Here is a 12,585-nt window from a genome sequence, read left to right on the forward strand (position 1 = left end):
AGCCGTCGCGGCCGGAGCCGCCCTGCCGAGAAGCAACCCGAAAGGGGCACGGGGCTCACAGCAGGGTGAGCTGAGTGGGCCCCGCCGCGGGCTCGGGCTCGGGTCCCTCGGGGAGCCGGATGCGCCGCGGGGCGCCCGCGCGCGTGGGGCCGATGCCGAACTCCTCGGCCAGCTCGTGCACGTGACGGGTGATGCGGCGCTGGTACCACTTCGGGGCGTAGGCGCCCTCCGCGTACAACCGCTCGTACCGCCGCACCAGATGCGGGTGGTGCCGCCCGAGCCACGCCATGAACCATTCGCGCGCCCCCGGCCGCAGATGCAGCACCAGAGGCGTCACGGACGTCGCGCCCGACGCGGCGATGGCCCGCACGGTGGCACGCAGCTGGTCGGGGTGGTCCCCCAGGAAGGGGATGACGGGCGCCATCAGGACTCCGCAGCCGATGCCGTGCCCGGTCAGCGTGCGGACGACGTCGAGGCGCCGCTCCGGAGCGGGCGTGCCCGGCTCGACGGTGCGCCACAGCTCTTGGTCGGTGAAGCCCACGGACACGGAGATCCCGACCTCCGTCACCGCGGCGGCCTGCCGTAGCAGGTCGAGGTCGCGCAGGATCAGGGTGCCCTTCGTGAGGATCGAGAAGGGGTTGCCGCGGTCGCGCAGCGCCTCGATGATCCCCGGCATCAGGCGGTAGCGGCCCTCCGCGCGCTGGTAGCAGTCCACGTTCGTGCCCATGGCGATGTGGTCGCCGTGCCAGCGCGGCGAGGCGAGCTGGCGCCGCAGCAGCTCGGCGGCGTTGACCTTGACGACGATCTGGCTGTCGAACCCGAGGCCGGTGTCCAGGTCGAGGTAGCTGTGTGTCTTGCGCGCGAAACAGTAGACGCACGCGTGCGTGCACCCCCGATAAGGATTGACCGTCCATTCGAACGGCATGCGGGACGCACCCGGCACCCTGTTCACGATCGACCGGGCCCGGATCTCGTGGAAGGTGATTCCGGCGAATTCGGGGCTGTTGAAGGTTCGCGTGGTCACCGCGTCCGCGCCGAACAGCGCGGCATCCGCGGTGCCCCGGCGCGGCCCGTCGGAAAGGTTCTCCCAGCGCATGACGCCTCCTCGGTAGCACTGGCCACACAATAGAACACTTGTTCCCTTGATCGTGCGAGCAGAACATCTGCGAGCGAACATCGCGGTCTCTTCGGCCGGTCTCTGTTGCCGATCCCTCCGGAGGCGTGCTTGGTAGGGTCATGTCACGCGCGACACGTGCGACCGCAGTGGGACGAGGGAGGTTGATGAATATGGCCCGCCGGACGCCTCATCAGCATGCCCTTGTCCGAACGACCTGGAGTGTCGCGTGTCTTCTCTTCCTGTTCTCTCCCTCGCCGGTACCGACCTGATCACCGAGCGCCTCGTCCTGCGGGACTGGTCCGCCGACGAGATCGCCGCCGTCGTCCGCGACGAGCGGCTCGCCCACTGGGCGGCGGACTTCCCCGCCGACGGCGACCGCGTCATCGCGGGCTTCGTCGCCGAGCAGACCGGCCCGTCCGGCGCGCCTGGCGCGTACGGCCACCGGCTGATCGTCGAACGCACGAGCGGTGCCGTCGTCGGCTCCATCAGCCTGCTCTGGCCGCCCACCGAGGGCTCCGTCGAGCTCGGGTACGGCGTGGTGCCCTCCCGGCGCGGGCGCGGTTACGCCCCCGAGGCCGCCCGCGCCCTCGTGACGGCCGCCCTGGCCCTGCCGGAGGTCACCACGGTCCACGCCGACGTCGACCTGTCCAACCCGGCCTCCGTCCGCGTCCTGGAGAAGGCCGGGCTGCGCCGCTGGAGCGACGACGGGACGGTGGCCCGCTTCAGCGCCACCGCGCCCGAGCCAGCCGGCGGCAAGCGGTAGGAGCCCGACCCCGCCGGGGCGGCGACCGAAGAGGACCGCGTGCGATGCATGATCGAAGACATGCTCGTCGAGTCCCTGTCCGTCGCCGCCCTGGCCGTGGTCCTTGTCTGCGCCGTCGTCCGCCCCTTCCGCTGGCCCGAAGCCGCCTTCGCCGTGCCCGCCGCCGGCGTCGTCGTCGCGGCCGGGGCGATCCCGCTCGACGACGTGCGGGACGAGGCCGCACGGCTCGGCCCCGTGATCGGCTTCCTCGCGGGCGTCCTCGTGCTCGCCAAGCTCTGCGCCGACGAAGGGCTCTTCCACGCCTGCGGCACCTGGATGGCGCGCCGGGCCGCCGGCCGGCCCCGCACACTGCTCGCCGCCGTCTTCGGGCTCGCCTCCGTGATCACCGCGACCCTGAGCCTGGACGCCACCGTGGTCCTGCTGACCCCGGTCGTCTTCGCCACCGCGGCCCGCATGGGCGCCCGCCCCGCGCCGCACGTCTACGCCAGCGCCCACCTGTCCAACACGGCGTCCCTCCTGCTGCCCGTCTCGAACCTGACGAACCTCCTCGCCTTCACCGCGACGGGCCTGAGCTTCACGCGGTTCGCCCTGCTCATGACGTTGCCCTGGCTGGTCGCCATCGCGGTCGAGTACGCCGTCTTCCGGCGGTTCTTCGCCGCCGACCTCGACGCCCCCGTCGAAGGCACCGACGTCACGGAGCCGCCCCGGATGCCGCGGTTCGCCCTGGTGACCGTCGCGGCCACGCTCGCCGGGTTCGCCGTGGCCTCGGGCGCCGGCGTCGACCCCGCCTGGTCGGCGGCGGCCGGGGCGGCCGTCCTCGGCGTGCGGGCCCTCACACGCCGTCGTACGACACCGGTCGCGATCCTGCGCTCCGTCCAGCTGCCGTTCCTGGCCTTCGTCCTGGCCCTCGGCGTCGTCGTCAGAGCCGTCGTCGACAACGGACTCGGCGACGCCCTCGGACGGGTCGTCCCCGACGGCACCTCGCTGCCCGCGCTGCTCGGCACCGCCGCCGTCGCCGCGCTGCTCGCCAACCTGATCAACAACCTGCCGGCCGTCCTCGCCCTGGTCCCGCTCGCCGCGCCGGCCGGGCCCGGCGCCGTCCTCGCCGTGCTCATCGGCGTGAACGTCGGACCCAACCTCACCTACGCCGGATCCCTCGCCACCCTCCTCTGGCGCCGCATCGCCCACCAGCACGAACACGACGTCAGCCTCGGCCGGTTCACCCGCCTCGGGCTGCTCACCACCCCCGCCGCCCTGGCCCTTTCGACCCTCGCCCTGTGGCTCTCGCTGCGGCTCCTGCCGGGCTGAGCGCGCCCTCCACGGGGGCCCCGATTTGGGGGGCCGGTGGCCAGGGTGGTTGGCTTTCCGCGAAGTCCCCCGAGAAACAAGTGCTGGAGGAAGTGCAATGGCGCAGGTCGAGGCGGTCACGGAGCGGATCATCACGGCAAAGCCGGACGACGTCTTCGACGCGCTGGCCGACTACAGCGGCACGCGGCAGAAGCTCCTTTCGGAGCACTTCAGCGAGTACGAGGTGCGCGAGGGCGGCGACGGCGAGGGCACCCTCGTCCACTGGAAGCTGCAGGCCACCAGCAAGCGGATCCGCGACTGCCTCCTGGAGGTCAGCGAGCCGACCGACGGCGAACTGGTCGAGAAGGACCGCAACTCCTCGATGGTCACGACCTGGACGGTGACTCCGGCGGGCGAGGGCAAGTCCCGCGTGGTCGTCTCCACCGTGTGGAACGGTGCGGGCGGCATCGGCGGCTTCTTCGAGAAGACCTTCGCCCCCAAGGGCCTCGGCCGGATCTACGACGCCGTGCTCGCCAACCTCGCCACCGAGGTCGAGAAGTAGTCAACTCCCGTGTAGCCCATCAGGGTTGTCGTTACGCTCACCGTTTCGAGTGGTTTTCCGCTCGGCTCCGTTGTACGCCGTAGGGCTCCGACCGGCGCTTACGTCCGCCGGGCCCCACGCGAGGGCGACTCGTCGCGCTTGCTCGCAGTTGTCGCGTAATGCGAGAAATGCGTCGCAGGCGCGACGAGGGGAGCAGGACGTGGGCGGGACGACGCTGGTGAAGGTCCCGGAGCGGGACGAGCGGAACGGGCAGCACCGCGACGAAGGGGCCAACGGCCCCTCGACGCCCGGCGATCAGGACCCGGGGCAGGCACAGGCGCCACCCGCGGCCCCCGGCCCGGCCGCGCACGGGCTCAGCCCCGCCCGCGTCCGCATGGTCTTCGTCGGGCTCATGCTCGCGCTGCTGCTCGCCGCGCTGGAGCAGATGATCGTCGCCACCGCTCTCCCGAAGATCGTCGGCGAGCTGCACGGCCTCGACAGGATGTCCTGGGCGATCACCGCCTACCTGCTCACCTCCACGGTCGGCCTGCCGATCTACGGCAAGCTCGGTGACCTCTTCGGACGCAAGGGCGTCTTCCAGTTCGCGATCGTCATCTTCGTCATCGGCTCGGCGCTCGCCGGCTGGTCGCGGACGATGGACCAGCTCATCGCCTTCCGCGCGCTCCAGGGCGTCGGCGCGGGCGGCCTGATGATCGGCGTACAGGCGATCATCGCGGACATTGTGCCGCCCCGGCAGCGTGGCCGCTACATGGGCCTGATCGGCGCCGCGTTCGGCCTCGCCTCGGTCGCGGGCCCGCTGCTCGGCGGCTTCTTCACCGACCACGCCTCCTGGCGCTGGTGCTTCTACTTCAACGTGCCCTTCGGCCTCGTCACCCTCCTGGTCGTCTCGCTCGTCCTGAAGCTGCCCAAGCCCACCGGCAGGGCCCGGCTCGACGTGCTCGGCGCGCTCCTGCTCGCCGCCGCGTCCACCTGCCTGGTGCTGCTGACCAGTTGGGGCGGGACCGAGTACGCGTGGGGCGACCGGATGATCCTCGGGCTCGGCGCCGGAGCCGTCGTGGCGAGCGTGCTCTTCCTCGTCGCCGAGAAGTTCGCGGCAGAACCGATCATTCCGTTGCGCCTGTTCCGTGATCCGGTCTTCAACATCACCGGTCTTGTGGGCATGGTCGTCGGAATCGCCCTCTTCGGAGCGGCCAGTTACCTGCCGACCTTCCTACAGATGGTCGACGGCGCGAGCGCCACCGAGTCCGGCCTCCTGATGCTGCCGATGATGGGCGGCATCGTCGGCGCGTCGATCGTCTCCGGCCAGCTCATCAGCCACACCGGGCGCTACAAGGTGTACCCGATCGTCGGAGGCGTCCTCTCCGTAGTGGGCATGTGGCTGCTCTCGCGGCTCGAAGCGGACACCTCCAGGCTGGAGTACAGCGCCTGGATGGCCGTGCTCGGCGCGGGCATCGGCCTGGTCATGCCGGTGCTCGTCCTCGCCGTGCAGAACGCGGTCCGCCCCGCCGACCTGGGCACCGCCACCAGCGCCAACAACTACTTCCGGCAGATCGGCGGCAGCGTGGGAGCCGCCGTCTTCGGCACGCTCTTCGCCGACCGGCTCGCCGACGCGCTCCGGGACCGGCTCCCCGCCGGGGCGGACGAGGCCGTGCCCGAGCCAGAGTCCATCACCCCGCAGCTCGTCCACGCGCTGCCCGCGCCGCTCCGCGAGGGCTACATCCAGGCCTACGCCGACGCGATGCCGCGGATCTTCCTCTACCTGGTGCCGGTGCTCGTCCTCGGCATGCTGCTCGCCTTCTTCCTCAAGGAGACCCCCCTGTTGTCCAGCACCGCCTCCCACAACGCACCCGCCGCCGAGCCGATGGCCGTGCCCCGGGCCCGTACGACGACGTACGCCGCCGGAGTCCCGGTCTGCGGCACCGTGCAGCACCCCGACGGCACCGTCGTGCCCCGCGCCGCCCTCACCCTCATCGATGTCGCGGGACAGCAGATCGGTCGCGGCGCGAGCGGCGAGGACGGGCGGTACGCGCTCGCCACCCCGGGCTCGGGTTCGTTCGTGCTGATCGCGGCCGCCGGCGGGCACCAGCCGCAGGCCGTCACCGTCACCGTGGGGGAGCGGCCCGTCGAGCTCGACGTCGTCCTCGGCGGGGCGGGCCGGCTCGCCGGGGCCGTGGTGACCGCCGACGGAACACCCGTCAGGGACGCGGCCGTCACCCTCACCGACGTCCGCGGAGAGGTCGTCGCCACCACGCGCAGCGGCCGCGAGGGCGGCTATGTCATCACGGAGCTGGTGGCGGGCGAGTACACCCTCGCGGCCAGCGCGCCCGCGTTCCGCCCCGCAGCGCTGCCCGTCTCCGTGCAGGCCTCGCGCGAGACCCGGCAGGACGTGGAACTCGCGGGCGGGGCCGTGCTGCGGGGCACCGTGCGGGCCGGCGGCGGGCGGCCCGTCGAGGACGCGCGCGTGACGCTGCTCGACGCGGCGGGGAACGTCGTCGACACCCTGACCACGGGACCGGACGGCTCCTTCCGCTTCGTCGACCTGTCGTCGGGCGAGTACACCGTGATCGCGGCGGGTTACCCGCCGGTCGCCACGGTCCTCCAGGTCGCGGGCGGCGGCCGCACCGAGCGGGACCTGCAGCTCGGTCACGAGGACTGAGAGCGCGTGCCATGACCCCGGCCGGGCGGGCCGGACGGCGCCCGGCGAAGGGGGCGTGCGCCGGTGGCCAGGCCCGCCCGGCCAATTCCCGTATTGCCCCGCACGGCAACCTCCGTCGGCCGTACGGTGGTTGGTGGCGGCGCAGAATCTTGCGCTGCCGCGGGAAGGAGCATGAGCCATGGAACGAGGCACTCCGGGCGAGCCACCGGCGCAGAGTGCCGCGTCCGGCCGCATTCCGCTGGCCGTGGTCGTCGTCGACGGCGCCGGTCTCGTCTCGCACTGGAGCGTCGGCGCGCGCCGCCTCTTCGGGTACGGCAAGGAGGAGGCCGTCGGCCGTCCCGTGGGCGATCTGCTCCCGGTGCACGGCGCGATCCCGGAGGACCGCGGGTCCTACGGAGCCTTCGACGGACTCGGCCCCGACCTGGAGACCTCCCTCGACGGACGCATCTCCTACCCGGCCGCCGGGCGCGCCCGTCTCACCGGCTCGGCGAGCGGGGCGGGTGGCGCCCGCGCCCGGGTCGACGTGCTGTGGTGGGCGTACCCCCTGGTGGGCCCCGGCCCCGAGCGGCTCCTCGTGCTCGCCGCCGACGCCGCGCGGCTGACCGCGGCCGACGGGCCGGACGGTGAGCGGGGCGGACGGAGCGAGAGGGACGAGCGCGACGAGCGCGACGGGAGGGACGAGCAGGTCGAGCGGATCGCGCCCGGCTTCGCGCTGCACACCGACTTCCCCGGCGCGGACGAGCTCGCCGCCCGGCTCCCCGAGATCCTGCCCAGCATGAGCGTGGAGGAAAGCGCCCGCATCGTCGCCCAGGTCCTCGAACTGGGCTATCCCGTCCTGGAGTTCAGCAGGCACGACCGGGTGCCCGTCACCCCGGACTGGGGCGTCGCCCGCCGGATCGAGCGCAAGGAGCGCAGGGAGCGCGCCGCGCAGGCGGCCGCCCGCGGAGTGCCGGTGGCCCCGGAGGCGGTGGACGACGAGGGCGAGGACCTCGAGTACGCCGCGGTCCGCGAACGCCTCGAATTCCTCAACGAGGTCAGCGGGCGGATCGGCTCCTCCCTCGACCTGTCGCGGACGATCATCGAGGTGAGCAGGGCCGTCGTGCCGCGCTTCACGGACGTGGCGGGCACCTACCTCCGCGAGCAGGTCGTCGCGGGCGAGGGCTTCCCCGAAGGCGCGCCGGACGAGACCACGATGTGGCACCGGGTCGCGGTCGAGCACACCGACGAGCCGGGCCGCTGGGACGACGTGGTGCCGGTCGGCGAGTCCATGCCGTTCCCCGCGCACACGCCGTTCTTCCAGTGCATGACCTCCGGCGACCCGGTGCTCGTGCCCCGCATCACCGAGGAGATGGGCAACGCCATCGCCTCCCAGTTCGAGAAGCGCGACATCCGCCCGCTGATCAACCACCGCTCGATGCTGGTCGTACCGCTCAAGGCGCGCAATGTGGTGCTCGGCTTCATGATCCTGCTCCGCCACCAGGAGCGGCCCGTCTTCAACGACATGGACCGCGTCACCGGCGCCGAACTCGCCGCCCGCGCGGGCCTCGTGCTCGACAACGCCCGCATGTACACGTACCAGGAGAGTGTCGCCGACACCCTCCAGGACAGCATGCTGCCGCACATCCAGCCCCGGATGCCCGGCTGCGACATCGCCACCCGCTATCTGCCCGGCACCCTCCTCGGCCGGGTCGGCGGCGACTGGTTCGACTCCGTCAAGCTGCCCGGCTCCAGGACCGCGTTCGTCGTCGGCGACGTGATGGGCCACGGCCTCAACTCCGCCGCGATGATGGGCCAGTTGCGCACGGCCGTGCAGACCATGGCCGCCCTCGACCTGCCGCCCGAGCAGCTCCTGCGCAACCTCGACGACCTCGCGCAGCGCCTCGGCGAGCACTATCTCGCGACGTGCCTGTACGCGGTCTACGACCCGATCGCGGGCGAGCTGCACCTCGCCAACGCAGGCCACATCCCGCCCGTCCTGGTCCGCGCCGCGGACGGCCGCAGCGAACTCCTCGACCTGCCCACCGGAGCGCCCATCGGCGTCGGCGGTGTGCCCTTCGAATCGGTCCTGGTGCGCGTCGCGCCCGGCGACCGGCTGCTGATGTGCACCGACGGCCTCGTCGAGATCCGCGGCGAGGACATCGGCGTCGGACTCGCCACGCTCACCGAATCGGCCGCGCACCCCGCCGCCTCCATGGACGACGCCTGCGACACGATCATCCGCGCCCTCAACCCGCGCGGGGGCCGCAAGGACGACGTGGCGCTCCTGATGGCCCGGCTGAACGGCATCCCGATGGAGAACGTCGCGCACTGGCGGCTCGCCGTCGACCCCGCCGAGGTGGGCAGGGCCCGCGAGATGGTCCGCGCCCAGCTGCGGGCCTGGTCCCTCCAACCCCTGGCCGACACGGCCGAGTTGCTCGTCAGCGAGCTCGTCACCAATGTCGTGCGCCACTCCCGCAGCAGCAGGATCGACCTGCGGCTCGTCCGCTCGGGGGCGCTGGTGTGCGAGGTCGAGGACGACGACCAGACACTGCCGACGCTGCTCAGCGCGGGCCCCGGCGACGAGTTCGGGCGCGGCCTGCGCGTCGTCAGCTCACTGGCGGCGGAGTGGGGCACGAGCCGCACGCGCGCGGGCAAGACGGTCTGGTGCGAACTGCCGCTCCCGCGCCGCTAGTCGGCCGCCCGGTCACTCTCGTACGCGGGAAGCGCCGTGCCTCGCGGGCGTGCGCCCCGCGACAACGCACCGATTGAGCGGTGAAGGAGTGCGCGGGTGGTTGTCCGTGCGCCCCCAGGCGCGATAGACCGATCTCGTCGTCGGCTTCGGCGGCTCTCGTCGCACCCCGGGGAGTACGGACATGAGCGTCACGAGCCGGTACAGAGAGGCGTGGGAGGGGTTCTGGCGGGAGGCGCCCGGCGAACCGGGCGCGGTCTTCTGGGACGCCGAGCCCGCCCTCACCGCGGGCCTCCACCTCGCGCTCTTCGAACCGCACATGGCCGCCGCGGGCCTGCCCGTCGTCGACATCGGCTGCGGCAACGGCACCCAGACGCGCTTCCTCGCCGACCGCTTCCCGCGCGTCCTCGGCGTCGACCTGTCGGCGGCCGCCCTCGACCACGCCCGGCGCGCCGACGCGGCCGGGCAGGTCGACTTCCGGCAGCTCGACGCGGGCGAGAGGAGCGAGACGGAGCAGCTGCACGCCGAGGTCGGCGACATGAACGTGTACATGCGGGGCGTCCTGCACCAGTGCGAGCCCGCGGACCGGCAGCCGCTGCTCGACGGCATCGCCACCCTGCTCGGCGAGCGCGGGCGCGCCTTCGTCGTCGAGCTCTCGGAGGCGGCGCGCCCCGTGCTGATGGGGCTCGTGCGGAGCCCCGCGGGGCCGCCGCCGAAGCTGGCGCCGGTCTTCGCCCACGGGATCGCGCCCGCGGAGGTCGTCGACGCGGCGGTGGACGCGTACGTCGCGTCGGCCGGACTCGCGATCGTCGCCGCGGGCGAGCTGCCCCTGACGACGACGGAGTTCGCCGCGGACGGCACGCGCATCGAGCTGCCGTCACGGTGGCTGGTGCTCGCGGCCGCCTGACGCGACGGGCGGGTGACAGGTACGCGCGGTGGGTGACAGGTACGCGGCAGGGGTGCAGGGCGGACATTTGATGGGCAAGTCGTTCCTTGCCCATGGTCCGGGCATGGAAGAGGATGCTTTAAAGGCGCCGGCACGATGGCTCAGCCCCGACGCACCGGAGAGCACCCCGTGAGAATCAACCTGACCAGCGTATTCGTCGACGACCAGCTCAAGGCCCTGGCCTTCTACACCGACGTACTCGGCTTCGTGGAGAAGTCCAAGGTCGCGATCGGCGACGACTGGTGGCTGACCGTGGTCTCGCCGGAGGACCCCGAAGGGACGGAGCTGCTCCTCGAGCCCGACGGGCACCCGGCGGTGAAGCCGTACAAGGACGCGCTGGTCGCGGACGGCATCCCGGCGGCCGCCTTCGCCGTGGACGACGTCACGGCGGAGTTCGAACGGCTGCGCGGACTCGGTGTCCGCTTCACCCAGGAGCCGGTACGGATGGACAAGGTCACCGTCGCGGTCCTGGACGACACCTGCGGCAACCTGATCCAGATCATGCACACCGAGTAGGGCCGGGCAGGGAGCAGGGTCAGATCGTTTGGGGCAGTGTTCGCGGGCAACCCTGGAGGCTGAGCGCGACCATGAGAGGGCGAGCGCGACAACCCCCGAGACCCCGAAGCGCGAGGTAGTCATGAGCGACCAGAACATGGCGGACGACGCCTACCAGCCCACCGGCGACAACGAGGAGCAGGAGGACGCGGCGCCGCTGGACCTCCAGGACGCGGTGGACGAGCGTACGTACGACGACATGCTCGACGAGGGCTACTCGCCGCCGGAGAAGCCGCTGGGCGTCACCAAGACCGGCACCACGGCGGCGGAGCAGCACGAGGGCGAGACGCTCGACGAGCGGCTGCGGCAGGAGGTGCCCGACACCGAGGTGCCCGACCCGGAGCAGCCCGTCGGTGACACCATCGGTGACCTGCCGGACGGCGAGGGCGAGCCGATGGACCCGGAGGCCGGACGGGACCGCGCGGGCCGCTTGGTGGCCCCGGACGAGGGAGCCCACCCGGACACCACCAAACAGGTGGTCGCCAGGGACGAGGGCATCGACGGGGGCGCTGCGGGCGCGGAGGAGGCGGCGGTCCACATCGTCCCGGACGAGGACCTGCCACCCGCCTCCTAGGCCTTGGCCGGACGAGGAGCCGCCACCGGCTCCCGGGGCGTCACCAGTTCCCGGGGCGTCGCTGGCCCCGGGTCACGGTCGGGGATTGATCCGGCGCCACGGCGGCCGGGCGCCGGCCCCCGAGCGTCCCGCCACGGAGGCGCACCGGTGGCACAGCCGCTGCACGCGGTCCGCCGAGCCGCCGGACTCCGGGATGGCGTCCGTCCACGGCACGTGCGGGAAACGGGTGAGGCGGGAGCGGCTCAGGGAGAGCCCGCAGACGGTCTCGTTCCTGCCCGGCTGCCACGCGTGGGCCTCACCGGCGGGCAGCCGCTGCCGGCCGTCCTCCTCGTCGACCCACTGGCCCGAGGCCGCCACCGCGTACTTCTTCGACCGGACCATCGGGACCACCTCCGGCCTCCCCGCGTACGAGCGGCGCAGGGGCGGCGTACGAGCGCGCGATGCGCGCGAAGCGCGTGGCTGCCCGAAGCTGGACAGAGGGCGATGAGTGATCCGACGAGGGATCCGACGAGTGATCCGTTCGACGAACAGGAGGACCCATGACCGTCCCCACCGCCTCCGGCACCGGAGTGGCCGTCGTCACGGGCGCGGACTCCGGCATCGGCCGGGCCACGGCCGTCCGGCTCGCGGCGGCCGGAATGGATGTCGGGATCACCTGGCACTCCGACGAGGAGGGCGCCGAGCGGACGGCCGAGGAAGTGGGCCGGCACGGCCGGCGCGCGGCCGTCGCCCGGATGGACCTGACCCGGCTGCCCGATGCCGCGCAGGTCGTCGACGACCTCGCCGAGCGCCTCGGCCGCATCGACGTCCTCGTCAACAATGCCGGGACGGGCACCGCCACCCCCTTCCTCGACCTCGAACACGCCGACGTCAGGCGCGTCGTCGACGTCGACCTGATCGGCCCCTTCCTGTGCGGCCAGCATGCCGCGCGCCGCATGATCCGGCAGGGCGACGGCGGCCGCATCGTCAACGTGACGTCGGTGCACGAGCACCAGCCCCGGGTCGGCGCGGCCCCCTACTGCGCCGCCAAGGGCGGCCTCGGACTGCTGACCCAGGTCATGGCCCTGGAGCTCGCGGAGCACGGCATCACCGTCAACGCCGTCGCGCCCGGCGAGATCGCCACGCCCATGACAGGGCAGGAGGACACCGACGTGCACAGCGAGCACCGCCCCGGCATTCCGCTCGGCAGGCCCGGTGACGCCCGGGAGATCGCCGCCGTCATCGCCTTCCTCGCCGGGCCCGACGCCTCGTACGTGACGGGCGCGTCCTGGGTCGCCGACGGCGGCATGGTGCGCATGGGCCCGCAGGCGGGATCGCACCTCCGCAGCGACGAGTGGCGGCGCCCCTGAGGCGGACCCGCGGGCCCGCCGTGACCGCGGCGCCCCGCACCACATGCCCCCGGGCCCGTGTCGAACCCGGCGGCCCGGGTACCGGTGCTGCCTGGGAAAGGGATCGTC

Annotated in this window: 11 protein-coding genes; 9 read left to right on the forward strand and 2 right to left on the reverse strand. The window is 72.8% G+C overall.

All coding sequences use genetic code 11. The features are described 5' to 3' along the window. Positions 1-55: 55 nt before the first annotated feature. On the reverse strand, positions 56-1,096 hold the full coding sequence (locus tag ACZ7LU_RS03780; protein WP_471915575.1) for an Rv2578c family radical SAM protein: 1,041 nt from the start codon (positions 1,094-1,096) through the stop codon (positions 56-58). Positions 1,097-1,343: 247 nt separating this feature from the next. On the opposite strand from ACZ7LU_RS03780, the gene ACZ7LU_RS03785 reads away from it, so the two are divergent. The 8 genes from ACZ7LU_RS03785 to ACZ7LU_RS03820 all read left to right on the forward strand — a co-directional run bounded on the left by ACZ7LU_RS03785 (position 1,344) and on the right by ACZ7LU_RS03820 (position 11,128). After that, a complete protein-coding gene (locus ACZ7LU_RS03785; RefSeq protein WP_471915576.1) occupies positions 1,344-1,880 on the forward strand; it encodes a GNAT family N-acetyltransferase in 537 nt (178 codons plus the stop codon). Between the two features lie 48 nt (positions 1,881-1,928). Beyond that, complete coding sequence (locus ACZ7LU_RS03790) at positions 1,929-3,188, forward strand: SLC13 family permease (RefSeq protein ID WP_471915577.1); 1,260 nt, start codon at positions 1,929-1,931, stop codon at positions 3,186-3,188. A gap of 97 nt (positions 3,189-3,285) precedes the next feature. After that, complete coding sequence (locus ACZ7LU_RS03795) at positions 3,286-3,729, forward strand: SRPBCC family protein (RefSeq protein WP_398299850.1); 444 nt, start codon at positions 3,286-3,288, stop codon at positions 3,727-3,729. Between the two features lie 199 nt (positions 3,730-3,928). Further along, positions 3,929-6,385 (forward strand): MFS transporter, encoded by a 2,457-nt coding sequence (locus tag ACZ7LU_RS03800; protein ID WP_471915578.1) that lies wholly within the window; start codon positions 3,929-3,931, stop codon positions 6,383-6,385. 178 nt (positions 6,386-6,563) lie between these two features. Then, on the forward strand, positions 6,564-9,056 hold the full coding sequence (locus tag ACZ7LU_RS03805; protein ID WP_471915579.1) for a SpoIIE family protein phosphatase: 2,493 nt from the start codon (positions 6,564-6,566) through the stop codon (positions 9,054-9,056). Positions 9,057-9,237: 181 nt separating this feature from the next. Beyond that, positions 9,238-9,960 carry a class I SAM-dependent methyltransferase gene (locus tag ACZ7LU_RS03810; protein WP_468086502.1) on the forward strand — a complete coding sequence of 241 codons (723 nt, stop codon included), beginning with the start codon at positions 9,238-9,240 and terminating at the stop codon, positions 9,958-9,960. A 168-nt stretch (positions 9,961-10,128) separates the two neighbouring features. After that, a complete protein-coding gene (locus tag ACZ7LU_RS03815) occupies positions 10,129-10,515 on the forward strand; it encodes a VOC family protein (RefSeq protein ID WP_398299842.1) in 387 nt (128 codons plus the stop codon). A gap of 121 nt (positions 10,516-10,636) precedes the next feature. Next, entirely contained in the window at positions 10,637-11,128 is a 492-nt protein-coding gene (locus tag ACZ7LU_RS03820) for a DUF5709 domain-containing protein (RefSeq protein WP_398299841.1), read from the forward strand. A 72-nt stretch (positions 11,129-11,200) separates the two neighbouring features. Here ACZ7LU_RS03820 and ACZ7LU_RS03825 read toward each other — a convergent pair whose 3' ends face one another. Then, on the reverse strand, positions 11,201-11,509 hold the full coding sequence (locus ACZ7LU_RS03825) for a hypothetical protein (protein WP_398299839.1): 309 nt from the start codon (positions 11,507-11,509) through the stop codon (positions 11,201-11,203). Between the two features lie 158 nt (positions 11,510-11,667). Between ACZ7LU_RS03825 and ACZ7LU_RS03830 the strand changes: the two genes are divergently transcribed. Then, the gene (locus ACZ7LU_RS03830; protein ID WP_398299837.1) at positions 11,668-12,477 is read left to right on the forward strand and encodes an SDR family oxidoreductase; all 810 of its coding nucleotides are present in this window, start codon (positions 11,668-11,670) and stop codon (positions 12,475-12,477) included. The last annotated feature ends 108 nt before the right edge of the window (positions 12,478-12,585 follow it).

This window comes from Streptomyces sp. NPDC039462, assembly GCF_055639375.1.